The organism is Aquabacterium sp. OR-4, from assembly GCF_025290835.2.
Lineage (GTDB): Bacteria > Pseudomonadota > Gammaproteobacteria > Burkholderiales > Burkholderiaceae_C > Pseudaquabacterium.
Genome location: NZ_JAOCQD020000002.1, coordinates 1,349,261 through 1,374,170 on the forward strand (window position 1 = coordinate 1,349,261; position 24,910 = coordinate 1,374,170).

The following is a 24,910-nucleotide window of genomic DNA, read 5'->3' on the forward strand; positions in this document are numbered from 1 at the left end:
TCAGCGCACCAGGTTCACGCCACCGTCCACGGTGAGCGTGGTGCCCACCACATAGTCGCCGGCACGGCTGGCCAGGTAGATCGCGGCGGCAGCCATGTCGGCGTCCTCGCCGATGCGGCGCGCCGGAATGCGCGCGGCCACCGCCTCGGCCTCGTCGCGCGCGGCGCGGTTCATCTCGCTGGCAAAGGCACCGGGGCAGATGGCATTGACCACGATGTTGTCCTGCACCAGGCGCAGCGCCATGCGCTTGGTCAGGTGGATCAGGCCGGCCTTGCTGGCGGCGTAGCTGTAGGTCTCCAGCGGGTTCACGCTCTGGCCGTCGATCGACGCGATGTTGATCACCTTGGCCGGCTGGTGCTTGCCGGCGGCGCTGAGCTGGGCATGCAGCGCCTGGGTCAGGAAAAACGGCGTCTTCATGTTCAGGTCGACCACCTTGTCCCAGCCGGCCTCGGGAAACTCGTCGAAGGGCGCGCCCCAGGCGGCACCGGCGTTGTTGACCAGGATGTCGAGCTGCGGCTCGCGCGCGCTGAACGCGGCCACCAGCGCGGCCAGGCCCTCGGCGGTGGCCACGTCGGCCGGCAGGGCCACGCACTGGCCGTGCACCGACAGCGCATCGGCCGTGGCCTGGCAGGCCTCGGACTTGCGCGCCGAGATGTAGACGCGCGCGCCCTGCTCGAGAAAGCCCTTGGCGATCATGCGGCCGATGCCGCGCGAACCACCGGTGATCAGGGCCACGCGGCCGGCAAGGGAAAACAGGGCATTGCTCATGAGGGGCTCTCGGGTTGCAAAAGTTGAAGGGGGATTCAGAAACCGCCGGCCGCAGCCGGCGCGCCAGCTCAGAAACCGCCGGCCGCGCCCAGCGCGCCCAGCCGGCGGCTGATGGCATGGAACTCGGCCACCGTGTCGTCGACGATCTGCTGCACGCTTTTCACGCCATGGATCAGCCCGGCTGACTGCCCGGCCAGCGCCGGCGCGGCGTTCATGTCGCCATCGAAGTACACGCCGCGGATGCGCTGGAAGGCATCGGCCGGCAGCACACCGGCCGCGCGCACCGGCGCCATGGCCTCGGTCTTGAGCGCGCGGATGCAGGGCGTGCCGCTCTGGTTGAGCACCCAGGTGCCGGTGGTGGGCGCGTCGACGATGGCCTGCTTGTAGTGCGCATGCACGGGGCTTTCGGCACTGGCCACGAAGCGCGTGCCCATCTGGATGCCTTCGGCGCCCAGCGCAAAGGCCGCGGCCATGCCGCGGCCGTCCACAATGCCGCCGGCGGCGATCAGCGGCACGTCCACGCGCTCGCGGATGGCCTGCAGCAGCACCAGGCTGCTCACCTCCTCGGGGTTCTTGAAGCCACCGCCTTCGGCGCCCTCGACCACCAGGCCGTCGATGCCGGCGTCCACGCATTTCAGCGCCGCGTCCAGCGTGGGTACCGCGTGATAGACCACGATGCCGGCAGCCTTCAGCGGTGCAATGAACTTGGCCGGGCTGCCGGCCGAGGTGGTGACGAAGCGGATGCCGCTGCCGCACACATAGCGCAGCATCGCGTCGTCTTTCAGAAAGCGGATCGGCAGGTTGACGCCGAAGGGCAGGCCGCTTTTCAGCATCACCGCGATCTCGCGCTGGCAGGCCTCGGCCTCGCCGGACGAGGTTTCGATGATCCCCAGGCCGCCGGCACGCGAGACGGCCAGCGCCAGCGGGCTGCGCGCGATCCAGCCCATCGGCGCCTGCACGATGGGATGGCGGGCGCCGGTGTGGGCAAGCACTCGGTTCATCGGGGCGCGCTCCTGTTGAGGATCAAGGGAGCGCGGAGTGTCGATGCCGGCCAGCCGCCAGCGCAGTCGCCAAGGTGCCAGCGTGGCCGGCCTTGCATGCTGCGCCGGCTCAGCCGGCGCTCAGGGGCGGCGTCTTGCCCGCAGTGCGCCCAGCGATGCCAGACCGGCCAGCAGCATGGCCACGCTGGCCGGCTCGGGCACAGCGCTCACCGTCACGCCCTCGACCACCAGCGGCAGGGCGAGCAGATTGCCGACGAAATCACTGCCGGAGGAGGCCCGTGCCAGGCCGATCACGAAGCTTGCGCTGGCAAACCCACCGGAGAACGCAGTGCTCAGCAGATCGGGCGCGTTGCCGTCGGTCAGCCCTTGGCGCACCGCGGTATCCCAGGCATAGCCAAATCTGACGCCGCCGAACTCGTAGTCGGCGCATGACCCGCCAGCACCGACACAGCTCAGGCGGATGCCGCTGAAGCGCATCTGCAGGATGTCGTAAGTGTGGGTGCCGTCGGCCACGATGCCCGCGATCTCCGGCGGCTCGATGTTTGCCGGAACCAGCATGTCGTTGATGGTGGACAGCTCGGAGAACAGCGTGTCCGTGCCTGCAAACAAGCTGCTGCCGCCCACGGTCAGGCTGTAGCGGATGTTGGCGGGCGCCCAGTAGTTGAAGACCAGACCGGGAATGGCAGGGTCCGTCTCGGACTGCTTGACCACCCCGCTGATGTCAGGCTGCAGCACCAGCGTGAACGGCTGGTTCAGCCAGGCGCTGGTGTCATAGGCCGGCGTGCTGCCCAGCGCCACGCCGCTGCTGCCGACGGTTCCGGTGATGGTGACCACGGCCGGTGCGGCGGCGCTGGCAGCCGTGGCCGCGCCCAGCAGCAAGGCCGCCGCCAGGCAAGGCATGGACTTGCTGTTGCGCGCCGCTGGTTGGCGCTGCATTGTTTGCATTCTGATGACTCCCATGGTTGATGCGGGCACCCACCCCCAGCGGACAGGCACCCGCGCAGGCTGGTCAAACGACCCGCCGCCCGATGATCCCCCCGCGGCATGGCGCCTGGCTCCCTCAAACTGATGGTTGCCGAATACGCTGGCCCGTGCATGGGTCAGACCACCGCGCACCAACGCACCAACGCACCAGCGCAGCAACGCACCAGCGCACACCGTGGGCCAGGCCGGGGCGGTGGGGGCTGCTTCAGCCGGGTGGCGGTGCCCAGTCGCCCAGGAAATCGGCCGCCACACCCCGGCCGCGCCGGTGCGACGCGTTGCGGGCGCGGCCGATCGAGACGAAACACACCGCCTGCTCGCCCGGCGCCAGCGCAAAGGCACGGGCGAAGCGCGGCGTGCGCACCGCCCGGCCGCTGGTCAGCATGGCGCCATAGCCCAGGCCGTGGGCGGCCAGCAGCAGGTTCATCAGCGCCGCGCCCAGGGTGATGGCGCGCTCGACCAGCGGCACCTCGGGATCATCGGCCGCCTGGGCCGCCTGGGCCGCCTGGGCCGGCTCGCCGCGCAGCACCGCCAGCAGCAGCACCGGGGCGCGGTGGGCCTTCTCGCGGCTGCGGGCGATGTCCTCGGGGGTGGCGGCAGGGTCGCGGTCGCGGGTGCAGGCGTCGAACAGATCGGCCAGGGCGGCGCGCTGCGAGTCGGCAATGCGCACCAGCCGCCAGGGCCGCAGGCCGCGGTGGTCGGGCGCGCAGGCGGCGGCATCGACCATCTGGCACAGCTGCGCTTCGTCGGGCCCGGGCGCCTCCAGCCGCTTGGGCATCACCGACTGGCGGCTACCGATCAGCGCCAGCACCAGGGCGGCCAGGTCGGCGCCGTCGCCAGCATCGTCCGTGGGGGTGTCCATGACCAATTCTCACACCTCGGGGCAGCGGCGGCATGGCGGCGCCGCACTGCCAGCATGGGTCGAACGGGCCGTCGGCGTGGCGATGGCCAGGTGGGGCGCCTGGGCCAGGCGCTTCATCGCTGGCGGCTCGACACCACGATGCCGGCCACGATCAGTGCAAAGGCCACCCCATGGTAGGCCTGCGGCCATTCGCCCAGCAGCGCGGCCGACAGGCAGGCCGCGAACAAGGGCGTCAGGTTGCCGAAGAACGAGGCCAGCGCCGGCCCCACCGCGGCCACGCCCAGGCCCCACAGCCGGTAGGCCAGCAGCGACGGCCCCACCGCCACATACACCAGGGCCAGCACCAGCCCGGCCGACCATTGCGGCGTGACCGACGGCTGCACCGCCTCCAGCAAGCCGGCCGACAGCGTGGCCCAGCCCAGGCCCAGCGTGATCTGCACGAACAGGAACTGCGCCCAGTCCCAGGCCGGCCGCGCCGCGCCCTGCATGTGCGCGGGCGGCCGCGCCAGCAGCCAGCTGTAGAAGCTCCAGCTGATGATGGCCAGCAGCATGAACAGATCGCCCGGCACGAACTGCACCCGCGCCAGCGCCGCCACCTCGCCGCGCGCCAGCACCACGGCCACGCCCAGCAGCGACAGCAGCGCGCCGACCAGCTGCGCCCGGCCGGGCCGCACGCGGTACACCAGGGCGCCGATGGCCATGGCCCACACCGGCGAGCTGGCGGCGATCAGCGTCACGTTCAGCGGCGTGCTGGTGGTCAGCGCCAGGTACTGCAGCGCGTTGTAGGCGCCCACGCCGGTGAGGCTCAGCAGCGCCAGGTGCGGCCAGCGCGCACCCACCGCCGCGCGCGCCTGCGGCGAACCAAAGGCACGCCAGCCCAGCGGTGCCAGCAGCAGCAGGGCCAGCAGCCAGCGCGCGGCGTTGAGCCACAGTGGCCCGATCGACTGCACCGCCAGCCGGCCCACCACGGCATTGCCGGCCCACAGCAGCGGGGGCACGGCCAGCATCAGGGCAAGGCGGGGCGTCAGGCTCATGGCAGGGGCAAACCGGGGGCGACGGACAACCGGAAGAACAACCGGCGCGATGGATCAGCAGGGCGGCGGATTGTGGCCCGCCCTCCCCCGGCCTGCGCCCTGCGGCTGCCGGCTCGGCTGCAAACGCCGTTTGCATCGGCGCGATCTGCCGGTGACACGGCCACCGGCATGGCTGCGGTTACGCTTGCGCGCCACGCCCGACCGCGGGCCGCCAGGGCCCCGGCCCGGCAACGCCCCATCAGCCCAGACCACGGAGACTCCCATGCCCCAGGCGATCCAGATCACGCAATTCGGCGGCCCCGAGGCCATGCAGCTTGTGGAGCGCGAGGTCGGCGCGCCCGGCCCCGGCGAGATCCGCATCCGCCACCACGCCATCGGCCTGAACTTCATCGACGTGTACCAGCGCACCGGCCTGTACAAGAACGCCCTGCCGCTGACGCTGGGCATGGAAGGCGCCGGCGTGGTGGAGGCCGTGGGCGAGGGCGTCACCCACCTGAAGGCCGGCGACCGCGCCGCCTATGCCAGCAACCCGCCCGGCAGCTACTGTGATGTGCGCGTGATGCCGGCCAAGTGCGTGTGCAGGCTGCCCGACGAGATCGGCTTCGACACCGGCGCGGCCATGATGCTCAAGGGCCTGACCGTGCAGTACCTGCTGAAGAAGACGCTGCCGGCCGAGGGCCTGCAGCCCGGCGATGCCATCCTGTGGCATGCCGCGGCCGGCGGCGTGGGCCTGATCGCCTGCCAGTGGGCCAAGGCGCTGGGCCTGCAGCTGATCGCCACCGCCGGCAGCGATGCCAAGTGCCAGCTGGCGCTGCAGCATGGCGCGGCACATGCCATCAACTACCGCAGCGAGAACTTCGTCGAGCGCGTGAAGGCCATCACCGGCGGCCAGGGCGTCAAGGTGGTCTACGACTCGGTGGGCAAGGACACCTTCGAGGGCAGCCTCGACGTGCTGCGCCCCTTCGGCCTGCTGGCCAGCTTTGGCAATGCCTCGGGCCCGGTGCCGCCGTTTGCGCCGGGCATCCTGGGCACCAAGGGTTCGCTGTACATCACGCGGGCCACGCTGTTCTCGCACATCGCCACGCGCGAGGCCACGCAGGCCATGGCCGACGACCTGTTTGCGGTGGTCAAGAGCGGTGCGGTGAAAGTCCGCATCGACCAGCGCTACCCGCTGGCCGATGTGGCACGCGCCCATGTCGAGCTGGAAGCGCGCAACACCACCGGCTGCAGCATCCTGACCCTGTGAACCCCACCCCCACGGCCGGCACGCCGCAGCTGCCGGGCGCCATCCGCATCGCACCGATCACGCTGGCCCATGCGGCCAGCTTCCACGCCTGCCTGGACACCGTGTGCCGTGAAAAGCGCTACCTGGCGCAGCTGCACGCGCCACCGCTCGAGAAGGTGGAAGGCTTTGTGCGCGACAGCGTGGCCGGCGACGTGGCGCAGTTCGTGGCCCTGGATGGCGAACGCGTGGTCGGCTGGGCCGACATCTTTCCGGCCTGGGCGCATGCGCTGCAGCACTGCGGCCGCCTGGGCATGGGCCTGCTGCCCGAGTACCGCGGCGCCGGTCTGGGCGAAGCCCTGCTGCGCACCTGCGTCGCCAAGGCCTGGGCCAAGGGCCTGGCGCGCATCGAGCTGGAAGCACGCGCCGACAACCAGCGCGCCATCCGGCTGTATGAACGTGCGGGCTTCGAACACGAGTGCCTGAAGCCGCGTGCGCTGCGCTTCGACGGCGTGTACTTCGATGCCGTGCAGATGCGGCTGCTGAAGCCCGACGCCTGAGCGGCGCCACCAAAGAAAAAGCCCGACGGGAACCCGTCGGGCTTTTCAGTTGTGTGGTGGAGCCGGGGGGAATCGAACCCCCGTCCGCAAGCCATCACCGGCCAGTTCTACATGCGTAGCTGTCTGATTTGAGTCTCGTCGGCCAGGTCGCGCAGCAGCACGCTACCTGACAGACCAGTCACCTTGAATCTCGCACCCGGCCAAGTGACCCGGCAAGGTGCCAGCCGATGTGAATGACCTCACAGCCCTTGCCTTGCGGCTCAAGCCCGGCCCATCGGCCAACCGTTGTGAGGCTCACCGGTGTTTAAGCGGCGAGGGCGAAACGTTCGTCGTTCGCAGTTACTTGTTTCCAGCTGGATTTACGAGCTGATCTGGCGCTCGGCATGCCCTGTACCGACTCCGCACCCACGTCGAAGCCAGGTCGGCCCCTGGGAACCCCGTAGTTTAGGCCAGTTGCAGCCAGTTCAAGAGCTGGCCGGGATGATCCATCACATGGTCGGCGCCCCAGGCGGCCACCGGCTCGCCCTGGCCGAGGTAGCCCCAGGCGGCGGCCAGTGTGGCCATGCCGGCGGCGCGGCCGGCCTGCATGTCGCGAAGATCATCGCCCACATAGGCGCACGCTGCAGGCGCCACGCCCAGGCGGCGTGCGGCCTCGAGCAGCGGCTCGGGGTGCGGCTTGGCATGCGCCGTGGTGTCGCCGGCAATCACCACCGCGGCCCGCCGGTCCAGGCCCAGGCCGGCCACGATGGGCGCGGCAAAGCGCATGGCCTTGTTGGTGACGATGCCCCAAGGCCGGCCGGCGGCGTCCAGCGCATCCAGCAGCGGCGCCACGGCCTCGAACACGCGGGTGTCGACCAGCAGGCGCTCGGCGTAGCGGTCCAGAAAGGCCTGCTTCAGCGCCTCGAACTCGGGCTGCTCGGGTGTCACGCCAAAGGCCACGCCGACCATGCCGCGCGCGCCGGCGCCCACCATCGGCCGCAGCGCGGCCAGCGGCAGCGGCGGCAGGCCGTGGCTGGCGCGCAGGTCGTTGGCGGCGCCGGCCAGATCGGGCGCGCTGTCGATCAGCGTGCCGTCCAGATCGAACAGAGGAAGGAAGTCGGCGCTCAACCCGGCACCCGGCAGGCCAGCAGGTAGTTCACCGAGGTGTCGGCCGACAGCCAGTAGCGCTGCGTGAACGGGTTGTATTCCATGCCCTTGAAGCCCAGCGGCTCCAGGCCGGCCTCGCGCGCCCAGCCGGCCAGCTCGCTGGGGCGGATGAAGCGCTGGTACTCGTGCGTGCCCTTGGGCAGCAGCTTGAGCACATGCTCGGCGCCGACGATGGCGAACAGCCAGCTCTTGACGTTGCGGTTGAGCGTGGAAAAGAACACCCAGCCGCCGGGCCGGGCCAGCGTGGCGCAGGCGCGCACCACCGAGGCCGGCTCGGGCACATGCTCGAGCATCTCCATGCAGGTGACCACGTCAAAGCTGCCCGGCTGCTCGGCGGCCAGCGCCTCGGCGGCCACCTCGCGGTAGCGCAGGCGCTGCACGCCGCTTTCCATGGCGTGCAGCATGGCCACCTTCAAGGGCTTGGTCGAGAGATCGATGCCCAGCACGTCGGCACCGCGCTGGGCCATGCTCTCGGCCAGGATGCCGCCGCCGCAGCCGACATCCAGCACCGCCTTGCCCTGGATCTGGGCCAGGCCGTCGATCCAGTCGAGCCGCAGCGGGTTGATCTGGTGCAGCGGACGGAACTCGCCTTCGGCGTCCCACCAGCGGTGGGCCAGATCGCCGAACTTGGCCAGTTCCTGAGGGTCGGCATTGATGTTCATGGGGCGAGATGCTACCCGCCCCGGCCAGCCCTGGCGGCGGCCGGGCCGGCCGATCAGCCGCCGTGGCTGGCCGCCTGGTTCAACGCCCGCGCACGCGCTGCACCAGCGTCACGGCACCCAGCACCAGTGCACCGGCCACCACGCCCACCACGGCATTGGCCAGGTTGTCCACCAGCACGGCCCGCAGCATGCCGGCGCCCTCGGTCCAGGCCTGGACGACATGGTGCAGCGGCGCGAAGCCGTGCACCAGGATGCCGCCGCCCACCAGGAACATGGCCGCCGTGCCCACCACCGTGAGGCCCTTCATCAGCCAGGGGGCGCCGGCCAGCAGCGCGCGGCCCACGGCCTGCACCGCGGCGCCCGGGCGGCGCGACAGCCACAGCCCGGCGTCGTCGATCTTCACGATGCCGGCCACCAGGCCGTAGACGCCCACGGTCATCAGCAGCGCCACCGCCACCAGCACCGAGGCCTGGCGGGTGATCGCCTCGGTGGCCACGGTGCCCAGCGTGATGGCGATGATCTCGGCCGACAGGATGAAGTCGGTGCGCACCGCGCCCTTGATCTTGTCTTTCTCCACCGTGGCCAGATCCACCGCGGGGTCGAGCAGGGCCTGGGTCAGCTCGGCATGCTGGGCCTCGTCTTCAGCGCGGCTGTGCAGCCAGCGGTGGGCCAGCTTCTCGAAGCCCTCAAAACACAGGAACGCGCCGCCCACCATCAGCAGCGGCGTGATGGCCCAGGGCGCCAGCGCACTGATCAGCAGCGCCGCCGGCACCAGGATGGCCTTGTTGACCAGCGAGCCGCGCGCCACCGCCCATACCACCGGCAGCTCGCGATCGGCGCGCACGCCACTGACCTGCTGCGCGTTGAGCGCCAGGTCGTCGCCCAGCACGCCGGCGGTCTTCTTGGCCGCCACCTTGGTCATCACGCTCACATCGTCGAGCACGGTGGCGATGTCGTCGAGCAGGGCTAGCAGGCTGGTGGCCATGGGTAGTGCATGCGCCAGGGTTGGCGCCGGGGTTGCGGAATTGGGCCGCATGCTACCCGGCAGGCCTGGCGGGCCGGGTCGGCGCGAGGCGAATCCGGCTGTCGGCCCAGGCCGGCATGCCGGGTGACGGGCCTGGGCACCGCTGCGCGCCCGGCCTGCGGCGCCGCGGGCCTCAGCGTGGCGCGTTGATCGCGCGCTCGCTCTCGGCCAGGGCCTGGTTGTAGCGCTCGATGGCCTGCTGGCAGGCCAGCACGCTGCGAACCAGCGCGCCCTCGCGCGCGGCGCAGTCGGCCAGGGCCTTGCGGTCCTGCTGCGCAATCTGCAGGGCCTGGCCGTAGTTGATGCCGTCGGCCACCGGTGCCGGCGCGGCGCAGCGCGCCACCAGCAACTCGGGCGCCACGGGGCAGGCCATGGTGGGCAGCGGCTTGACCACCGTGGCGGCGCAACCCGGCAGCAGCAGGGCCACCGCCGCCAGCGTGGCGATCAGGGCGATGGGGCGCAGAGGGGTCAGGGGCAGGGGCAGGGGCAGCATGATCAACCTCCCACCCGCAGCGGCGCCAGCAGTTCCACCGGCACCGGCACCTTGGAGCATTCAAGCCCGGCCACACGCGCGCGCTCGGCCTGCACCTCGCCCTGCAGCCGCGCGATCTCGGCCTGCAGCGTGTTGCGCTCGGCCACCGGCAGCGTGGGATCGGCCACGCGATTCGCGATCTCGACGATGCGCGTCTGCTTGCCACCGCTGCTGCGCTGCAGCTCGGTGATGGTCTTGTCGCGGCCGGCCAGTGCGGTGTCGAGCTGCCCCTTGGCGCTGGCGAACTCGGTGTCGCGCGCCTTCTGCCGGGCCTCGAACTCGGCGCCGATGCCCTCGAGCTTGGACTTCAGCGCCTGGGTTTCCTCGGCATGCGCCTTCTTGGCCTGCTCACCCAGCTCGGCGGCCTTGGCCAGTGCCTGCTTGGCGTCGCGGCCCGACCAGCTGCCGGCCCACCAGCCGGCGCCGCCGGCCAGCACCATCACGATCAAGAGCACCAGGTTGCGCATGCCTCCCACCCCATCTTGGCTGATTGTGTGCGGCGCATGCTGTCACGATTCATTGCTGGCTTGCGCCTGCCCCCCCAGTTCGCAGAGGCCGGCCGCCCGCGCCTATCTTGACAAGGCGAGCTTGACGCCAAAGCCCAGCAGCAGCGTGCCGGCCACGCGATTGAGCCAGCGCGTCAGCGTGGGGCTGGCGCGCAGGCGCTCGGCAAACACCTTGGTGAGCACGATCACCACGGCCGCATAGCCGAAGGTGAGCACGGCGATGGTGGCCGCCATCACGCCGAAGGTGAGCACGCCCTGGTGGCGCTGCGGATCGACGAACAGCGGAAAGAAGGCCATGTAGAACACGATGGCCTTGGGGTTGAGCAAGGTGATCGTGAAGGCCTGGCGGAAGTAGTGGCCGGCGGTGATGGTGATCGGCGAGGCATCGCCCGGCTTGGCGGTGATCATGCGCCAGCCCAGCCACGCCAGGTAGGCCGCGCCCAGCCACTGCACGGCGTTGAACACCAGCGGCGCGGCCGCCAGCAGCGCCGCCACGCCGGCCACCGCGGCCCACATCAGCACCTGGTCGCCGCCGATCAAACCGGCCGTGGCCGCCAGGCCGCCACGCACGCCGCCCTTGCTGGTGGAGGTGATCAGCGCCAGATTGCCCGGCCCCGGGATGGCCAGGAACACGATCACCGCCACCACGAAGGCGCCATAGTCAGCCACACCGAACATCACCTGCTCCTGTTGTGCCGGCCCCTGCCAGCCGCCTGTTGCCCGGGCGCCCGTGGCCCCGGCGACCGCCAAGCCTGCGGCGCCGCATCGGCGATGATCCCACGGCCATGTCTGACAGCACCCTGCCCCCGGCCCTGGAGCCCCGCGACGACGAACTCGAGTTCTCGGCCATCCGCGCCCAGGGCGCCGGTGGGCAGAACGTCAACAAGGTGTCGAACGCCGTGCACCTGCGCTTCGACATCGGCGCCAGCCGCCTGCCCGAGGCGGTGAAGGCCCGGCTGCTGGCGATGGGCGATCAGCGCATCAGCGCCGACGGCGTGGTGGTGATCAAGGCCCAGGCCCACCGCAGCCTGCCGATGAACCGCGCCGAGGCGGTGGACCGCCTGCGCGCGCTGATCGCCGAGGCCGCGCATGTGCCCAAGGCGCGGCGCGCCACCAGGCCGACGCGCGGCTCGCAACGGCGGCGGGTGGAGGGCAAGCTGCAGCGGGGGCAGGTGAAGGCGCTGCGGGGCAAGGGGGGGATGGAGTAGCGCGTTTGCCCGGCTTCCCGGCTGCCCGGCTGGCAGGTCGCATTGGCATGTGGTGGCCACTCCTGCACTGCCCGATTTTCATTGCGCGCCGGCAAGAAGCCAGACGCCAGGCATCAACCTAAACCGGCGGCCCCGCCGACTCCCAGGCCCGGTACGGCCGCACCATGCGCAACCACTTGCGCGCCGGCAAGCTGAACTGCTGCTCGATCGCATCGGCGCGGCGGTTCAGCGTGTCGCGGTCGGGCACCACCACGCCGCGGCCGGCCACCACGATGGTGTTGCCTTCCTGCGTGGGCGCCAGCTGCCACAGCTGGTCGGTGCCGAAGGCTGCGGCGATGCGCGCGGCGCTGCGCTCGAAGCTGGCGTCGCGGCCGAACAGGTTGACGGTCATCAGGCCGCCATCGGCCAGCATGGCGCGGCAGGCGGCGTAGAAGGCCTCGTCGTCGAGCACCGGCGCGGCGGCGTCGTGGTCGTACAGGTCCACGCACAGCACATCCACGCTGCCGGGCGGCGCGTCGCGGCTCACCCATTGCGCGGCGTCGGCCTCCACCAGCGTCAGGCGCTCGTCTTCGGGCGGCAGGTGAAACCACAAGCGGTTGGCGGCCAGCACGGTGGGGTTGATCTCCACCACCGTGGTCGGCCAGCGCAGCACCTGGTGGGTGAAGCGGGTGATGGCGCCGGCGCCCAGGCCCAGCTGCACGGCCTGGCCGGCGTCGGGCGCCAGCGAGCCGGCGTCGCGCCACAGCATCCAGGCCATCATGCGCTGGATGTACTCCAGCTCCAGCTTCTTGGGGCTGCGGATGCGCATCGCGCCCTGCACCCACTCGGTGCCCAGGTGCAGGTAGCGCACGCCGTCAAATTCGCTGATCGTGGCGCCGGCCAGATCGGTCTGGCGGCGCGCGGTTTTTTTGGTGCTCATGCGGTGGCCGAGGGCCCGGGCGTGGAGGGTTCAACAAGAAGATGCGGGCCCAGCGCCTCGCGCCAGGCGGCCAGCTTGCGCTCGAACGACCAGCTGGCGTTGGCCGGGCTGGTCGATGGCAGCCGGTACACCGGCACGCCAAAGGCCCGTGTGATGCGCAGGCTGCGCGCCGATTCGCCGCCATTGTGGGCGATGGCCGCCAGCTGCGGCAGTCGCGCCAACAGGCCGGGCAGATCGTTGGGCTCGGCCTGCTCGATGGCCGAGTCGAGGCTGCCCTCGCGCCGGCAGGCGGCGTACACGTCCCACAGGCCCAGGCCGTGGGCGCGCAGCGTGCACAGGCGCTGCGCATAGGGCTGGGCGGCCAGCGGCTGGCCGATCAGTGCGCCGACGATGGGCCAGAACTGGTTGCGCGGGTGGCCGTAATACTGCTGCGCCGCCAGCGATGCAGCGCCCGGAAAACTGCCCAGCAGCAGCACCCGGGTGCCGGCATCGGCCACCGCGGGCAGGCCCAGCAGGCGGCCGCCCACCGGCGGCGTTGGCGGCGGGGGGTCGATTCCGTCACGCGGCTGGGTCATCATCGGCCTGCCGGCACCGGGCCGGCAACATTCAACGCAACGAGGGAAGGCTTCATGAACATCGAGGCAGTGATCAATTTTCTCAGCACCCAGGGCGCCGACTTCGGCCTGAAGATCCTGGGCGCGCTGGCGGCCTGGATCGTCGGGCGCTGGCTGATCAGCATGGTGGTGCGGGCCTTCGGCGCCGCGCTGGCCGCCGGCCGCAAGGTGGATGCCACGCTGGCCAACTACCTGAAGTCGATTCTGGGCGTGGTGCTCAACATCGTGCTGGTGCTGGCCATCCTGGACATCTTCGGCGTCAAGACCACCTCGTTCGCCGCCTTGCTGGCCGGTGCCGGCCTGGCCATCGGCACGGCCTGGGGCGGCCTGCTCACGCACTTTGCGGCCGGCGTGTTCATGCAGGTGCTGCGGCCGTTCAAGGTGGGCGATTTTGTGCAGGCGGGCGGCGTCACCGGCACGGTGCACGAGCTGGGCCTGTTCGGCACCACCATCATCACGCCCGACAACGTGCTCACCATCGTGGGCAACAACAAGGTCTTCTCCGACAGCATCCAGAACTTCTCGGCGCTGCCGCACCGCCGCGTGGACTGCACCGCCAAGGTGGCCAACAGCGTCGACCCGGTCGACGCCATCGCGCGGCTGAAGGCGGCCGTGGCGGCCATCCCCAACGTCAAGGCCGATCCGGCGCCCGATGTCGACCTGCTGCAGTTCACGCCCGAAGGCCCGCTGCTGGCGGTGCGCCCGTACACCCACACCGACCACTACTGGCAGGTGTACTTCGACACCCACCGCGCCATCGTGGCCACCTTCGGCAGCGCCGGCTACCCGGTGCCCGAAACCCCGCTGGCCCCGCGCAACCGCTGATCGGGCAGCAAGGCGGCCAGCCGCGGCAGCGCGGCTAGGGCATTGGCCGTGGTGATGCGGGCCGTGTCGTCCAGCGTCCAGCCGCGCAGCGCGGCCAGCGTGCCGGCAATGCGCGGCAGCTCGGCCGGCTCGTTGCGGCTGCTGGCGCCGGCCGCGCGCTCGGCGGCGGTGCGGTAGGCCCAGGCCGGCGGGATGTCGGGCGCGTCGGTTTCGAGCACCAGTGCGCTGTCGGGCAGGTCGGCGGCCAGGCGGCGGATCTGCAGCGCGCGCTCATGTGTCATCGCGCCACCAAAGCCCAGGCGCCAGCCCTGCGCCACAAAGCGCTGGGCCTGCACATGGCTGCCGTTGAAGGCGTGGGCGATGCCGCCGGCCACCGGCACGCGGTTCAGGCCGGCCAGCAGCTGGTCGGCCGAGCGGCGCACATGCAGGATCACCGGCAGGCCCGCGGCCCGCGCCAGTTTCAGCTGCGCCAGGTAAAAGCGCTGCTGGCGCGCGGCGTCCAGCCCGGGCACGAAGAAGTCGAGCCCGATCTCGCCCACCGCCACCAGGCGCGGGTCGTCGCGCCAGCGGCCCAGCGCATCGGCCAGCTGCTCGAGATCGGCCTCGTCGGACCGATCGACATACAGCGGGTGGATGCCCAGTGCATAGGCCAGGCCATGGGCATGGGCCAGCGCCCGCACGGCCTCGAAGTGGCGCGCCATCACCGCCGGCAGCACCTGCATCTGCACACCGGCCGCGGCAGCGCGCGCGGCCACGGCCGGGCGGTCGGCATCGAACTCGGGCGCGTCGAGGTGGCAGTGGGTGTCGATCCAGCAGGGCATCGCGCGATGATGCCTCGGGCCGGCCCACGGGCCGCCCAGAGCCCGCACCGGGCTTCAACGGCCACGCCCGCCCGCCCCGGCAACCGCCCCGCCACCCGCCGCGGCAACCCTGGCCCCACTGCGGTGCTGCGGCGCGTGTTACCTTCATGGCACGCAGCCTTTGCATGGCTGCCGGAGCCCCTGATGAAGGCCCGCCACCCCTTGTACAGCCGCTCGCCACAGCGCCCAGGCAGCAGCCCGCCCGCCGCGGTGGCCGCGGCAGTGCCAGCGGCCGCGGTGGCGCACGATGCACAGGCTGCGCAGGCCACTGTGGCCGCACACCCGCGGCACACAGCACACGCCGCGCACCCCTCGGCTCCCGGGCAGATGACCACGGCCACGGCCACGGCAACGGCAACGGCCGCACCCTGCCCGTCCCGCCGCCAGGCGCTGCAGGCCTGGCTGCAGCGGCGCGAGCGCTGGCTGTGGGCGCTGGGCGCGTTGCTGCTGGCGCTGGCCGCCGGCTGGCCGGCATGGACGCAGCGCCAGCCCGGGCCCGTGAACCTGAAGGCACTGGACGCCGCGCTGCGCGAGTCGCTGATCAAGGAGCCGCTGCCCTCGGCCGCCGCCGCGGCCTATGCGGCGGTGCTGCCCTCGGTGGTGCGGATGCAGGGCCATGCTGCGGTCACCGCCCCCGCGGCCGCCGGCCAGGCCAACAGCCGAAAGCCGCGGCCACCCGCCGGCGCCCGGCCGGGCGACGAGGCCGACGGCGAGCCGCACGCCGCCAGCGTGGGCACCGGCGTGGTGATCGTCGACCGCGGCCTGATCCTCACCGCGCTGCATGTGGTGGACGGCGCGGCGCGCATCAGCGTCACCTTTGCCGATGGCAGCCAGAGCGATGCGGTGCTGGTCAACCGCCAGCCCGAGAACGACCTGGCGGTGCTGCAGGCCACCGTGCTGCCCGACGACCTGCACGCCGCCACGCTGCGCAGCACGCAGGGCCTGGCGCCGGGCGACGAGGTGCTGGCGGTGGGCTTTCCGTTCGGCATCGGGCCCTCGGCCTCGGCCGGCGTGGTGTCGGGCCTGCAGCGCGAGTTCAGGGCGCCGATGGCGGGCCGGTGCTGCGCAACCTGATCCAGTTCGATGCCGCGGCCAATCCCGGCAACTCGGGTGGGCCGCTGGTCACGATGGACGGCCATGTGGTGGGCATCGTCACCGCGATCATGAACCCCAACCGCCAGCGCACCTTCATCGGCATCGGTTTTGCTGTGCCGATCGAGAACGCCGCGACCGCCGCCGGCATGCCGCCGTTCTGACCCCCCTGCCCCGCCCGCGCGAAGGGCCCCGCCCATGAGCACACCCGCATCACCCGCCGCCTTGATCGAGCAGGTGCTGTACGAAGTCAAGCGCGTGGTGGTGGGCCAGGACCGCTTTCTCGAGCGCGTGATGATCGCGCTGCTGGCCCAGGGCCATCTGCTGGTCGAGGGCGTGCCGGGGCTGGCCAAGACGCTCACCGTGCGCACGCTGGCGGCCACGCTGCGCGGCAGCTTCAAGCGCATCCAGTTCACGCCCGATCTGGTGCCGGCCGACCTGGTGGGCACGCGCATCTTCAACCAGAAGACCGGCGAGTTCGGCACCACGCTGGGCCCGGTGTTTGCCAACCTGCTGCTGGCCGACGAGATCAACCGCGCGCCGGCCAAGGTGCAGAGCGCGCTGCTCGAGGTGATGCAGGAGCGGCAGGTGACGATCGCCGGCGAGTCGCACAAGCTGCCGCAGCCCTTTGTGGTGATGGCCACGCAGAACCCGATCGAGACCGAGGGCACCTACCCGATGCCCGAGGCGCAGGTCGACCGCTTCATGATGAAGGTACTGGTGGACTACCCCAGCGACGACGAAGAATTCGTCATCGTGCAGCGCGTCATCGGCCCGGCGCTGGTGGTGCAGGCGGTGGCCGGCACCGGCCAGCTGGTGGCGCTGCAGCAGCAGTGCCGCGAGGTGTATGTCGACCCCAGCCTGATCCAGTACGCGGTGCGCCTGGTGGGCGCCACCCGGCGGCCTGCCCAGCACGGCCTGGCCGGGCTGGAGCAGTACCTGCAATACGGTGCCAGCCCGCGCGCCAGCATCGCGCTGGTGGAGGCGGCGCGCGCGCTGGCCTTTCTGCGCGGGCGCAGCTATGCGCTGGCCGAAGACCTGGGCGCGCTGGCCGCCGACTGCCTGCGCCACCGCCTGGTGCCCAGCTACGAGGCGCTGGCCGAAGGCCTGACGCCCGATGACCTGATCGCCCGCGTGATGGCCCAGGTGCCGCCGCCCGAGCAGCCGCTGAAAGATGGCCCGAATGCCTGACCCCTCGGCACGCGCAACGGGCCAGGCGCCGGGGCGCGGCGCCGAGGCCCGCCTGCTGCAGCGCCTGGAATGGACGGTGCTCAAGCGCCTGGACGGCCTGCTGCAGGGCGATTACCGCTCGCTGTGGCGCGGCGCCGGGATCGACCTGGCCGATCTGCGCGAGTACCAGGGTGGCGACGATGTGCGCCACATCGACTGGAACGTCACCGCGCGGCTGCAGGTGCCGCATGTGCGCCAGTACACCGAAGACCGCGACACCAGCGCCTGGTTCCTGATCGACCTGAGCGGCAGCATGAGCTTTGGCAGCGTGGTCGATGCCGGCGCCGATGCCGGCGATCCGGCCGTGCCGCTGCGCAGCAAGCGGGCGCTGGCCGAGGCCTTCACCGCGGCGCTGGCGCGCGTGCTCACCCACCACGGCAACCGCGTGGGCGCGGTGCTGTACGGCCAGGCCGGCGTGCACGCGGTGCTGCCGCCACGCAGCGGCCGCCAGCAGGTGCTGCAACTGCTGGCGCGGCTGCGCATGCCCGCACCGGTGCCGGCACCGGCCGCGGCACCGGCGGTGGCTGCTGCCGCGGCGGCGTCCGCCGGGCCGGCGGCGGGCGAGACCGGCACCCGGCTGGCCGAGCTGTTCGAGCGCGCGCTGGCGGTGCTGACGCGCCGATCGCTGGTGTTCGTGCTGTCCGACTTCATCAGCGCGCCGGGCTGGGCCGCGCCGCTGGGCCGCCTGGCGCAGCGCCACGACCTGCTGGCCGTGCGCCTGTTCGATCCGGCCGAGCTGGCCCTGCCCGACCTGGGCCTGCTGACCGTGCAGGACGCCGAAAGCGGCGAGCAGCTGCTGCTGGACACGCAAGACCCCGGCTTTCGCGCGCGCTACGCCAGGCTGGCCGCCGAGCACGAGGCCGCGCTGCGCACCCAGCTGGCCCAGGCCGGCGTGGACGTGCTGGAGCTGGCCACCGGCGACGACCTGCTGCAGGCCCTGCTGCGCTGCGTGCAGCTGCGCCGCCAGCGCCAGCGCCTGCCGGCCCCGCGCCGCGCAGCAAGGGCCTGGGCATGAACCTGCCCGACTGGCTGCCCCAGCTGCGCATGCTGGATTTCCTCTGGCCGCAGGCGCTGTGGGCGCTGCTGCTGCTGCCGCTGGCCGTGCTGGCCTACCTGGCGCTGCTGCGCCGGCGCCGGCGCCACGTGCTGCAGGTGCCCAGCCTGGCGCTGATCCGCCAGGCCCTGGGCCGCGGGCCGGGCTGGCGCCGCCATCTGCCGCCGGCGCTGCTGCTGGCCGCGCTGGCGCTGTTGATCGTGGCCGCAGCGCGGCCCACGGCGCGGCTCACGCTGCCGGCCTCGCAGCAGACCATCATCCTGGCGATGGACGTCTCGGGCAGCATGCGCGCGGCCGATGTGCTGCCCAACCGCATGGTGGCCGCGCAGGCCGCGGCCAAGGCCTTTGTGGCCGGCCTGCCGCGCAGCGTGCGCATCGGCGTGGTCAGCTTTGCCGGCACCGCCGCGGTGGTGCAGGCGCCCACGCACAGCCGCGACGACGTGGTGGCCGCGATCGACCGCTTCCAGCTGCAGCGCGGCACGGCCATCGGCTCGGGCCTGGTGCTGTCGCTGGCCACGCTGTTTCCGGATGCGGGCATCGATCTGTCGCAGATCACCGGCGCGCGCGCCATGCCCGGCAGCGCGGCCGAAGGGCCGGCCCGCAAGCCGCGGCCACCGGCCGAGCCCGGCAGCTACCGCTCGGCCGCGGTGATCCTGCTCACCGATGGCCAGCGCACCGTCGGCCCCGATCCGCTGGAGGCCGCCAAGATGGCCGCCGACCATGGCGTGAAGGTGTTCACCGTGGGCATCGGCACCAAGGCCGGCGAGGTGATCGGCTTCGAGGGCTGGAGCATGCGCGTGCGCCTGGACGAGGAGACGCTCAAGACCATTGCCACGCTGACCCGCGGCAACTACTTCTACGCCGGCACCGCGCAAGACCTGAAGCAGGTGTACGAGGGCCTGTCCAGCCGCCTGGTGGTGCAGACCCAGGAGACCGAGGTCAGCGCGCTGTTTGCCGCTGCCGGCGCCGCGCTGCTGCTGCTGGGCGCCGGGCTCGGGCTGTGGTGGTTTGGCCGGGTGACCTGATGCTCCTACCGCGCCGCTGCGCGGTGCCGCCAGCGCCCGCCGGACGACTGGCCGCGTGCGTTTGCCGCTAGGTCTGCAGCCAGCGCAGCAAGGCCGCGTAGAGCCGCTCCGGGTCGACCGGCTTGGCCACATGGTCGTCCATGCCGGCGGCCAGGCAGGCGGCGCGGTCTTCGCCAAAGGCATTGGCGGTCATTGCCAGGATCGGCATGCGCCCGCCCACCAGCGCGCGGATGGCGCGCGTGGCGGCCAGGCCGTCCATGCCGGGCATCTGCACATCCATCAGGATCAGGTCGGGCCGGTCGACGGTGGCCACGGCCACCGCCTGCTCGCCATCCTCGGCCAGCAGCACCTGCAGGCCGGCGGCGTGCAGCAGCTCGGCGGCCACCTCGCGGTTGACCGCGTTGTCGTCCACCAGCAGCACGCGCGCGCCGGTGTGGCGCTCGCGCAGCAGGGCCTCGGCGCGGCCGCTGCCGGCGTCTGGCGCGCTGGCCAGCGCGCGGCCGCGGCGCAGCACGGTGCGCAGCAGCGCGTCGTGCAGCACCGAGGGCCCGATCGGCTTGACCAGCACCTCGGCAAAGCCGACCTCCTGCGCCTGCTGGCGCATCTGCGGGTCGTCGTAGGCGGTCACCAGCAGGCTGGGCGGTGTGCCGTCGCCCAGCAGGGCGCGCAGCTGGCGCAGGGTCTGGATGCCGTCCATCGGCGCCATGCGCCAGTCGATCAGCAGCACGTCGTAGCCACCACCGGAGGCCAGCGCGCGCTGCACGCGCTGGATGGCCTCGTCGCCCGAGGCCGCCAGCTCGACCTCCAGGCCCAGCATCTCGAGCCGGTCGCGCAGCGCCACGCGCGCTTCGGGCAGGTCGTCCACCAGCAGCGCATGCAGGCGGTCCAGGCCGTCGTGGTCGGTGCGCAGCTCGGGCTCGTCCACCGCGCCCAGCCAGGCGGTGAACCAGAAGGTGCTGCCCACGCCGGGCTCGCTGCTGACGCCGGCGTCGCCGCCCATCAACCGCGCCAGGTGGCGGGTGAGCGCCAGGCCCAGGCCGGTGCCGCCAAAACGCCGGGAGGTGCCCGATTCGGCCTGCACGAAAGGGTTGAACAGCTCGCCGCGCTGCTCGGGCGTGATGCCGATGCCGGTGTCGCGCACCTCGAAGCGCACCTCCACGCGGCCATCCACCTCGCGCAGGCGCTCGCCCAGCAGGCGCACCCAGCCGTGCTCGGTGAACTTGACCGCGTTGGACAGCAGGTTCAGCAGCGCCTGGGCCAGCCGCGTGCTGTCGCCGCGCAGCCGGTCGGGCAGGTGGTCGGTGTCGAGCACCAGCTCCAGGCCCTTGGCGCGGGCGCGCTCGCCCACCATCTCGCAGGCCCGCACCATCAGCGCCTCGACCGAGAACACCGCGCTGTCGAGCACCAGCTTGCCGGCCTCGATCTTGGACAGGTCGAGCACATCGTCGATCAGCTGCAGCAGGTGCTGCGCGGCGCTGCCCAGGCGATCCACCCGCTCGCGCTGCAGCGTGTCGCGGCTGTCGCGGCGGATCAGGTGCGCCAGGCCGATGATGGCGTTCATCGGCGTGCGGATCTCGTGGCTCATGTTGGCCAGGAAGCTGCTCTTGGCGCGGTTGGCGGCCTCGGCGGCATCGCGCGCCAGGCTCAGCTCGTCATGGGCGCGGCGCAGGTCGGTGATGTCGGTGCCCAGCACCGTGAAGCCCAGCACCCGGCCGTCGGCCTCGTCGGGCAGGTAGACCAGGCGGTGCACCTGGCGCTGCGCATGCGTGCCGGTGACGCGCTCGAAGTTCTGCACCTCGCCGGCCAGGGCACGCTGCATGCGGCGGTCGATGTCGGCGGCCTCGCCCGGGGGCCGCAGTGCCGCGGCCGGCTGGCCCAGCGCGTCCTGCGCGGTGGTGTGGTTCCAGGCCAGCCAGGCACGGTTGGCATAACGCAGGCGCAGCTCGTGGTCCCAGTACGAGACGCGGCCGGGCAGCTTGTCGACCACCGCGCGGATGAAGCGCTCGGCATCGGCCAGTGCGCGGTGGCTGTCCTCCAGCGCCAGCGTGCGCTCGGCCACCATGCGCTCGAGCGAGGCGCGCGAGTCTTCCAGCGCCTGGCGCAGCCGCGCCAGCTCGGTGATGTCGCGCGAGATGCCGAACATGCCGGTGACCTGGCCCTGCGCGTCGCGCAAGGGGCCCTTGGTGGCGAGGTAGACCACCGGCCCGTCGACCGTGGTCAGACGCTCCTCGAAGCTGCGCGCCTGGCCGTCGGCCATCACCAGCGCGTCATTGGCCATCACCTGCGTGGCCTGCTCGGCGCTGAACAGCAGCTGGTCGTCGTGGCCGATCACCGCCTCGGCGGGGTGGCCGGTGATGCGGGCTGCCTCGCGGTTGAACAGCAGGTAGCGGCCCTGCCGGTCCTTGGCGAAGATCACGTCGGTGGAGTGCTCGCCGATGGCTTCGAGCAGGGCCATGGCCTGCAGCCGCTCGCGCAGCGACTGCTCGGTGGCCCGGGCCTCGGTCAGCGCCTGGCGCTGGCGCAGCAGCCGGGCCATCAGGCCCAGCGCCAGCAGCAGGCCCAGCGCCGCGGTGGCAATGCCCGCAGTCTCGCGCCAGGCCTGGCCACGCAGCGGCGCCAGCGGCAGCGCCACCTGCAGCCACCAGCCGGTGCCCGCCATCGGCTGCAGCAGCAGCAGGGCCGGGCCGGCGCCGCCCGGCAGCGATTCCACCGCCAGCGGCTGGCCCGCGCGCAGCTCGCCGCGCAGTGCGCGCACCACCGGCGCCTGCAGGTCGGACAGGCGCAGCACCGGCACCGGCGGCCCGGCCGCCTCGGCGCCGGCTGCGCCGGCATCGGTCTGGCCCAGCAGGCGATCGCCGTCGGGCAGCCACAGCGTGGCCCGCGGCGGCGCGGCGCCATCGCGCGCTGGCGTCTGCAGCTGCGGCCCGAGCTCGCGCGCGGCGTCGATCTGCCACACCACGGCGGCCCGCGCCGGCCGGCCGGTGGCCTGCAGCGGCATCACCACATCCAGGCGCAGCGGCGTGCTGCCGTCGCTGGCGGCCGGCAGCAGGCGCAGCTCGCCGGCGGCCAGCGCCTCGCGCGTGGCCATCTGCAGGCTGTCGCTCAGGGGTGGCGCGCCGGCACCGGCTGCCACCACCGCGGCCTGGGCATCGAGCACGCGCACGTTCACGCCGCCATTGGCCTGCAGAAAGGCATCGGCCCGCTGCAGCAGGCGCTGCGGGCCTTCGGGCTCGCCCGGCGCAGCCGGCCGGCTGTACAGCTCGGCCCACAGCGGGCTGCCCGACAGAAACTGCGCCAGCCCCAGCCGCGACTGCAGCCAGCCGCGCAACCGCGCCAGGCGCAGCTCGGCGGCGGCATGCACGCGCTCGGCGGCCAGGGCCTGCTGGCGCTCGTGGGCCTGGCCGACCGCCAGCAGGGCCACCGCCACCACGCCGGCCGCCACAGCCACCAGCAGCCAGCGCACCGACGCAGCGGATCGACCTGGACCGGCGAAAGCCGTGGACTCCCGAATCATGGCCGCAGTGTCGCACCGACCACGCGCCAGCCGCCCAGCGCAACTGCGGGGTGTTGGCCCGCCCCCGCAGCCCGGCGCGGCGCCGGGCCTGAGCCGCCGGCTAGCTAGACCAGCAGACCGCGCTCGAGCCGCAGCTGGCGGTCGCAGCGGGCGGCCAGGGCCGTGTCGTGGGTGACCAGCACGAAGGCGGTGCCGCGCTCGCGGGCGATCTCGAGCATCAGCGCGAACACCGCGTCGGCGGTGCCGCGGTCGAGGTTGCCGGTGGGCTCGTCGGCCAGCACGCAGGCCGGGCCGCTGACCAGTGCGCGGGCCATCGCCACGCGCTGGCGCTCGCCGCCCGACAGCTCGGCCGGCCGGTGCGCGGCACGCGGGCCCAGGCCCACGCGGCCCAGCATCTCGCGCGCCGCGGCCTGGGCCTCGGCCACCGGCTGGCGGCGGATGCGCAAGGGCATGGCCACGTTGTCGAGCGCGCTGAACTCGGGCAGCAGGTGGTGGAACTGGTACACGAAGCCCAGGTGGCGGTTGCGCCACAGGCCCTGGGCGGCGGCATCGAGCTGCGCCAGGTCCTGGCCCATCAGCTGCACGCGGCCGCTGCTGGGTGCGTCGAGCCCGCCCAGCAGGTGCAGCAGCGTGCTCTTGCCCGAGCCCGAGGCACCCACGATGGCCAGCGTCTGGCCGGCCTGCACCTGCAGGTTCACGCCTTGCAGCACGCTCACATCCAGGCCGCCCTCGGTGAAGCGGCGGCCCAGGTTCTCGCAGGAAAGTACGGTTTGGGTCACGACAGCCGGGCTCCAGCACGACAGAGGCGGTCCGCAGCCCGACCCAGCGGCCGCCGCGGACCCGGCTTGGCCGGGCCGCTGGCGGCGCCCCGTCCGTGGGGGGCGCCGACGGCGCTTCGTGGGGAGGCGCCGAAGGCGGTTCGTGGGGAAGCGCCGAAGGCGCTTCGGGGGGAAGCGCCGAAGGCGCTTCGGGGGGGCCTATTCATAGCGCAGCGCCTCGGCGGGCTTGACGCGGCTGGCACGCCAGCTGGGGTACAGCGTGGCCACGAAGGCCAGCGCCAGCGAGATCAGCGCAATCGGCATCACGTCGCTGGCGCGCGGGTCGCTGGGCATGCGGCTGATCACGTAGATGCTGCCGGGCAGAAAGGCCACGCCCAGCGCGCGCTCGATGGCCGGCACGATGCTGCCCACGTTGAAGGCGATCAGCAGGCCGCCGGCCACGCCGGCCAGCGTGCCGATGATGCCGCTCATCGCGCCCTGCACCACGAAGATGCCCATGATCGAGCGCGGGCTGGCGCCCAGGGTGCGCAGGATGGCGATGTCGGCGCGCTTGTCGGTCACGGTCATCACCAGCGTCGACACCAGGTTGAAGGCCGCCACCGCGACGATCAGCGTCAGGATGATGAACATCAGCCGCTTCTCGAGCTGCACGGCGTCGAACCAGTTGCGGTTGGTGCGTGTCCAGTCGCGCACGTACAGGCCCGGCGGCAGCGCCTGCACCAGCTGCTCGGCCACGCCGCGGGCCTGGTGCAGGTCGGCCAGGCGCAGCTGCACGCCGCCGGGGCCGTCCATGCGGTACAGGCGCGCGGCATCGTCGAGGTGGATCAGGGCCAGGCCCGAGTCGTACTCGTAGTGCCCGGCGTCGAAGGTGCCGGCCACCGTGAAGGCCTTGAGCCGCGGCACGGTGCCGGCCGGCGTCACCTGGCCGCCCGGCGCCACCAGCGTGACCGAGTCGCCCGGCCGCACACGCAGCATGCGCGCCAGCTCGGCGCCGAGCACGATGTTCCAGGCGCCGGGCTGCAGCTGGGCCAGCACGCCGTCCTTGAGCTGCGCGGCGATCGGCGTGACGCCGGCCTCGAGCGCCGGATCGATGCCGCGCACGATGGCGCCGCGCATCTCGTCACCCCGCGCCACCAGCGACTGCACGGCGATAAAGGGCGCCGCAGCCTGCACCTGCGGGTTCTTGCGGGTCAGCGCGGCGGTGGCCTGCCAGTCGGCCAGCGCACCGCCCTGGGCATCGAAGACCTCGATGTGCGACACCACGCTGAGCATGCGCTCGGTGACTTCCTTCTGGAAGCCGTTCATCACGCTGAGCACGATGATCAGCGCCGCCACGCCCAGCGCGATGCCCAGCACCGACACGAAGGAGATGAAGGAGATGAAGCCGTTGCGCCGCCCGGCGCGGCCGGCGCGGGTGTAGCGCCAGCCAACCTGCCACTCGTAGGGCATGGTGAAACGCGAAGTCATGGGGAGGCGATGCTACCGGAGGCCC

At 72.3% G+C, this 24,910-nt stretch carries 24 protein-coding genes, 1 other RNA gene and 1 pseudogene; 8 read left to right on the forward strand and 18 right to left on the reverse strand.

Annotation, left to right across the window (positions count from 1 at the left end):
• The 5 genes from N4G63_RS18180 to N4G63_RS18200 form a co-directional block, all read right to left on the reverse strand.
• A complete protein-coding gene (locus N4G63_RS18180) occupies positions 1–768 on the reverse strand; it encodes an SDR family oxidoreductase (protein WP_260787434.1) in 768 nt (255 codons plus the stop codon).
• 68 nt (positions 769–836) lie between these two features.
• Positions 837–1,769, reverse strand: coding sequence for an NAD(P)H-dependent flavin oxidoreductase (locus tag N4G63_RS18185; protein WP_260787433.1), 933 nt, complete (start codon positions 1,767–1,769; stop codon positions 837–839).
• 120 nt (positions 1,770–1,889) lie between these two features.
• Positions 1,890–2,729 carry a PEP-CTERM sorting domain-containing protein gene (locus N4G63_RS18190; RefSeq protein WP_314600026.1) on the reverse strand — a complete coding sequence of 280 codons (840 nt, stop codon included), beginning with the start codon at positions 2,727–2,729 and terminating at the stop codon, positions 1,890–1,892.
• 229 nt (positions 2,730–2,958) lie between these two features.
• Positions 2,959–3,612 carry a nitroreductase family protein gene (locus N4G63_RS18195; protein ID WP_260787431.1) on the reverse strand — a complete coding sequence of 218 codons (654 nt, stop codon included), beginning with the start codon at positions 3,610–3,612 and terminating at the stop codon, positions 2,959–2,961.
• 113 nt (positions 3,613–3,725) lie between these two features.
• Positions 3,726–4,646 carry a DMT family transporter gene (locus tag N4G63_RS18200; protein ID WP_260787430.1) on the reverse strand — a complete coding sequence of 307 codons (921 nt, stop codon included), beginning with the start codon at positions 4,644–4,646 and terminating at the stop codon, positions 3,726–3,728.
• Positions 4,647–4,908: 262 nt separating this feature from the next.
• Here N4G63_RS18200 and N4G63_RS18205 point away from each other — a divergent pair, with 262 nt between their 5' ends.
• Entirely contained in the window at positions 4,909–5,892 is a 984-nt protein-coding gene (locus N4G63_RS18205; protein WP_260787429.1) for a quinone oxidoreductase family protein, read from the forward strand.
• Positions 5,889–6,428 (forward strand): GNAT family N-acetyltransferase, encoded by a 540-nt coding sequence (locus N4G63_RS18210; protein ID WP_260787428.1) that lies wholly within the window; start codon positions 5,889–5,891, stop codon positions 6,426–6,428. Before N4G63_RS18205 ends, N4G63_RS18210 begins: the two co-directional genes overlap by 4 nt.
• Positions 6,429–6,482: 54 nt before the next feature.
• On the opposite strand, the gene ssrA is transcribed toward N4G63_RS18210, so the two are convergent.
• The 7 genes from ssrA to N4G63_RS18245 form a co-directional block, all read right to left on the reverse strand.
• Positions 6,483–6,857: a transfer-messenger RNA gene (gene ssrA, locus N4G63_RS18215) on the reverse strand.
• A gap of 15 nt (positions 6,858–6,872) precedes the next feature.
• Positions 6,873–7,535 (reverse strand): phosphoglycolate phosphatase, encoded by a 663-nt coding sequence (gene gph / locus N4G63_RS18220; protein WP_260787427.1) that lies wholly within the window; start codon positions 7,533–7,535, stop codon positions 6,873–6,875.
• Entirely contained in the window at positions 7,532–8,236 is a 705-nt protein-coding gene (gene ubiG, locus N4G63_RS18225; protein ID WP_260787426.1) for a bifunctional 2-polyprenyl-6-hydroxyphenol methylase/3-demethylubiquinol 3-O-methyltransferase UbiG, read from the reverse strand. Before ubiG ends, gph begins: the two co-directional genes overlap by 4 nt.
• Positions 8,237–8,315: 79 nt before the next feature.
• Entirely contained in the window at positions 8,316–9,221 is a 906-nt protein-coding gene (locus tag N4G63_RS18230; RefSeq protein ID WP_260787425.1) for a DUF808 domain-containing protein, read from the reverse strand.
• Between the two features lie 172 nt (positions 9,222–9,393).
• A complete protein-coding gene (locus tag N4G63_RS18235) occupies positions 9,394–9,753 on the reverse strand; it encodes a hypothetical protein (protein ID WP_314600027.1) in 360 nt (119 codons plus the stop codon).
• A 2-nt stretch (positions 9,754–9,755) separates the two neighbouring features.
• On the reverse strand, positions 9,756–10,259 hold the full coding sequence (locus tag N4G63_RS18240) for a hypothetical protein (protein ID WP_260787423.1): 504 nt from the start codon (positions 10,257–10,259) through the stop codon (positions 9,756–9,758).
• A 102-nt stretch (positions 10,260–10,361) separates the two neighbouring features.
• Positions 10,362–10,976, reverse strand: coding sequence for a LysE family transporter (locus N4G63_RS18245; protein WP_260787422.1), 615 nt, complete (start codon positions 10,974–10,976; stop codon positions 10,362–10,364).
• A 107-nt stretch (positions 10,977–11,083) separates the two neighbouring features.
• Between N4G63_RS18245 and arfB the strand changes: the two genes are divergently transcribed.
• Complete coding sequence (arfB, locus tag N4G63_RS18250) at positions 11,084–11,506, forward strand: alternative ribosome rescue aminoacyl-tRNA hydrolase ArfB (RefSeq protein ID WP_314600028.1); 423 nt, start codon at positions 11,084–11,086, stop codon at positions 11,504–11,506.
• A gap of 118 nt (positions 11,507–11,624) precedes the next feature.
• Here the strand turns inward: arfB and N4G63_RS18255 are convergent, their stop codons facing one another.
• Complete coding sequence (locus tag N4G63_RS18255; protein ID WP_314600029.1) at positions 11,625–12,425, reverse strand: class I SAM-dependent methyltransferase; 801 nt, start codon at positions 12,423–12,425, stop codon at positions 11,625–11,627.
• On the reverse strand, positions 12,422–13,000 hold the full coding sequence (locus tag N4G63_RS18260) for a DNA-deoxyinosine glycosylase (RefSeq protein ID WP_260787421.1): 579 nt from the start codon (positions 12,998–13,000) through the stop codon (positions 12,422–12,424). The genes N4G63_RS18255 and N4G63_RS18260 overlap by 4 nt, the downstream gene beginning before the upstream one ends.
• 54 nt (positions 13,001–13,054) lie before the next feature.
• Here N4G63_RS18260 and N4G63_RS18265 point away from each other — a divergent pair, with 54 nt between their 5' ends.
• Complete coding sequence (locus N4G63_RS18265) at positions 13,055–13,864, forward strand: mechanosensitive ion channel family protein (protein ID WP_260787420.1); 810 nt, start codon at positions 13,055–13,057, stop codon at positions 13,862–13,864.
• Here the strand turns inward: N4G63_RS18265 and N4G63_RS18270 are convergent.
• Positions 13,822–14,685, reverse strand: a complete 864-nt coding sequence (locus N4G63_RS18270) for a TatD family hydrolase (protein ID WP_260787419.1) — start codon at positions 14,683–14,685, stop codon at positions 13,822–13,824. The two genes, N4G63_RS18265 and N4G63_RS18270, sit on opposite strands and share 43 nt — an antisense overlap.
• A gap of 366 nt (positions 14,686–15,051) precedes the next feature.
• On the opposite strand from N4G63_RS18270, the pseudogene N4G63_RS18275 reads away from it, so the two are divergent.
• The 4 genes and pseudogenes from N4G63_RS18275 (at position 15,052) to N4G63_RS18290 (ending at position 19,125) form a co-directional block, all read left to right on the forward strand.
• Positions 15,052–15,980 (forward strand): annotated as a pseudogene (locus N4G63_RS18275) (S1C family serine protease).
• Positions 15,981–16,014: 34 nt separating this feature from the next.
• Positions 16,015–17,007 carry an AAA family ATPase gene (locus N4G63_RS18280; RefSeq protein ID WP_314600030.1) on the forward strand — a complete coding sequence of 331 codons (993 nt, stop codon included), beginning with the start codon at positions 16,015–16,017 and terminating at the stop codon, positions 17,005–17,007.
• Positions 17,000–18,061 (forward strand): DUF58 domain-containing protein, encoded by a 1,062-nt coding sequence (locus N4G63_RS18285; RefSeq protein WP_260787416.1) that lies wholly within the window; start codon positions 17,000–17,002, stop codon positions 18,059–18,061. The genes N4G63_RS18280 and N4G63_RS18285 overlap by 8 nt, the downstream gene beginning before the upstream one ends.
• On the forward strand, positions 18,058–19,125 hold the full coding sequence (locus N4G63_RS18290) for a VWA domain-containing protein (RefSeq protein WP_443112067.1): 1,068 nt from the start codon (positions 18,058–18,060) through the stop codon (positions 19,123–19,125). The genes N4G63_RS18285 and N4G63_RS18290 overlap by 4 nt, the downstream gene beginning before the upstream one ends.
• A gap of 67 nt (positions 19,126–19,192) precedes the next feature.
• Here the strand turns inward: N4G63_RS18290 and N4G63_RS18295 are convergent, their stop codons facing one another.
• The 3 genes from N4G63_RS18295 to N4G63_RS18305 form a co-directional block, all read right to left on the reverse strand.
• Positions 19,193–22,588: a response regulator gene (locus N4G63_RS18295; protein WP_314600031.1), complete on the reverse strand. Its 3,396-nt coding sequence runs from the start codon at positions 22,586–22,588 to the stop codon at positions 19,193–19,195.
• 155 nt (positions 22,589–22,743) lie between these two features.
• Positions 22,744–23,418, reverse strand: a complete 675-nt coding sequence (gene lolD, locus N4G63_RS18300) for a lipoprotein-releasing ABC transporter ATP-binding protein LolD (RefSeq protein WP_314600032.1) — start codon at positions 23,416–23,418, stop codon at positions 22,744–22,746.
• A gap of 198 nt (positions 23,419–23,616) precedes the next feature.
• Positions 23,617–24,885, reverse strand: coding sequence for a lipoprotein-releasing ABC transporter permease subunit (locus N4G63_RS18305; protein ID WP_260787413.1), 1,269 nt, complete (start codon positions 24,883–24,885; stop codon positions 23,617–23,619).
• Positions 24,886–24,910 lie beyond the last annotated feature (25 nt).

What these genes read in the sequence shown, in the direction of transcription:
- N4G63_RS18180 (WP_260787434.1), bottom strand. Translation starts at nt 768, where the DNA reads ATGAGCAATGCCCTGTTTTCCCTTGCCGGCCGCGTGGCCCTGATCACC.
- N4G63_RS18185 (WP_260787433.1), bottom strand. Translation starts at nt 1,769, where the DNA reads ATGAACCGAGTGCTTGCCCACACCGGCGCCCGCCATCCCATCGTGCAG.
- N4G63_RS18190 (WP_314600026.1), bottom strand. Translation starts at nt 2,729, where the DNA reads ATGGGAGTCATCAGAATGCAAACAATGCAGCGCCAACCAGCGGCGCGC.
- N4G63_RS18195 (WP_260787431.1), bottom strand. Translation starts at nt 3,612, where the DNA reads ATGGACACCCCCACGGACGATGCTGGCGACGGCGCCGACCTGGCCGCC.
- N4G63_RS18200 (WP_260787430.1), bottom strand. Translation starts at nt 4,646, where the DNA reads ATGAGCCTGACGCCCCGCCTTGCCCTGATGCTGGCCGTGCCCCCGCTG.
- N4G63_RS18205 (WP_260787429.1), top strand. Translation starts at nt 4,909, where the DNA reads ATGCCCCAGGCGATCCAGATCACGCAATTCGGCGGCCCCGAGGCCATG.
- ubiG (WP_260787426.1), bottom strand. Translation starts at nt 8,236, where the DNA reads ATGAACATCAATGCCGACCCTCAGGAACTGGCCAAGTTCGGCGATCTG.
- N4G63_RS18230 (WP_260787425.1), bottom strand. Translation starts at nt 9,221, where the DNA reads ATGGCCACCAGCCTGCTAGCCCTGCTCGACGACATCGCCACCGTGCTC.
- N4G63_RS18235 (WP_314600027.1), bottom strand. Translation starts at nt 9,753, where the DNA reads ATGCTGCCCCTGCCCCTGCCCCTGACCCCTCTGCGCCCCATCGCCCTG.
- N4G63_RS18240 (WP_260787423.1), bottom strand. Translation starts at nt 10,259, where the DNA reads ATGCGCAACCTGGTGCTCTTGATCGTGATGGTGCTGGCCGGCGGCGCC.
- N4G63_RS18245 (WP_260787422.1), bottom strand. Translation starts at nt 10,976, where the DNA reads ATGTTCGGTGTGGCTGACTATGGCGCCTTCGTGGTGGCGGTGATCGTG.
- arfB (WP_314600028.1), top strand. Translation starts at nt 11,084, where the DNA reads ATGTCTGACAGCACCCTGCCCCCGGCCCTGGAGCCCCGCGACGACGAA.
- N4G63_RS18255 (WP_314600029.1), bottom strand. Translation starts at nt 12,425, where the DNA reads ATGAGCACCAAAAAAACCGCGCGCCGCCAGACCGATCTGGCCGGCGCC.
- N4G63_RS18260 (WP_260787421.1), bottom strand. Translation starts at nt 13,000, where the DNA reads ATGACCCAGCCGCGTGACGGAATCGACCCCCCGCCGCCAACGCCGCCG.
- N4G63_RS18265 (WP_260787420.1), top strand. Translation starts at nt 13,055, where the DNA reads ATGAACATCGAGGCAGTGATCAATTTTCTCAGCACCCAGGGCGCCGAC.
- N4G63_RS18270 (WP_260787419.1), bottom strand. Translation starts at nt 14,685, where the DNA reads ATGCCCTGCTGGATCGACACCCACTGCCACCTCGACGCGCCCGAGTTC.
- N4G63_RS18280 (WP_314600030.1), top strand. Translation starts at nt 16,015, where the DNA reads ATGAGCACACCCGCATCACCCGCCGCCTTGATCGAGCAGGTGCTGTAC.
- N4G63_RS18285 (WP_260787416.1), top strand. Translation starts at nt 17,000, where the DNA reads ATGCCTGACCCCTCGGCACGCGCAACGGGCCAGGCGCCGGGGCGCGGC.
- N4G63_RS18290 (WP_443112067.1), top strand. Translation starts at nt 18,058, where the DNA reads ATGAACCTGCCCGACTGGCTGCCCCAGCTGCGCATGCTGGATTTCCTC.
- N4G63_RS18305 (WP_260787413.1), bottom strand. Translation starts at nt 24,885, where the DNA reads ATGACTTCGCGTTTCACCATGCCCTACGAGTGGCAGGTTGGCTGGCGC.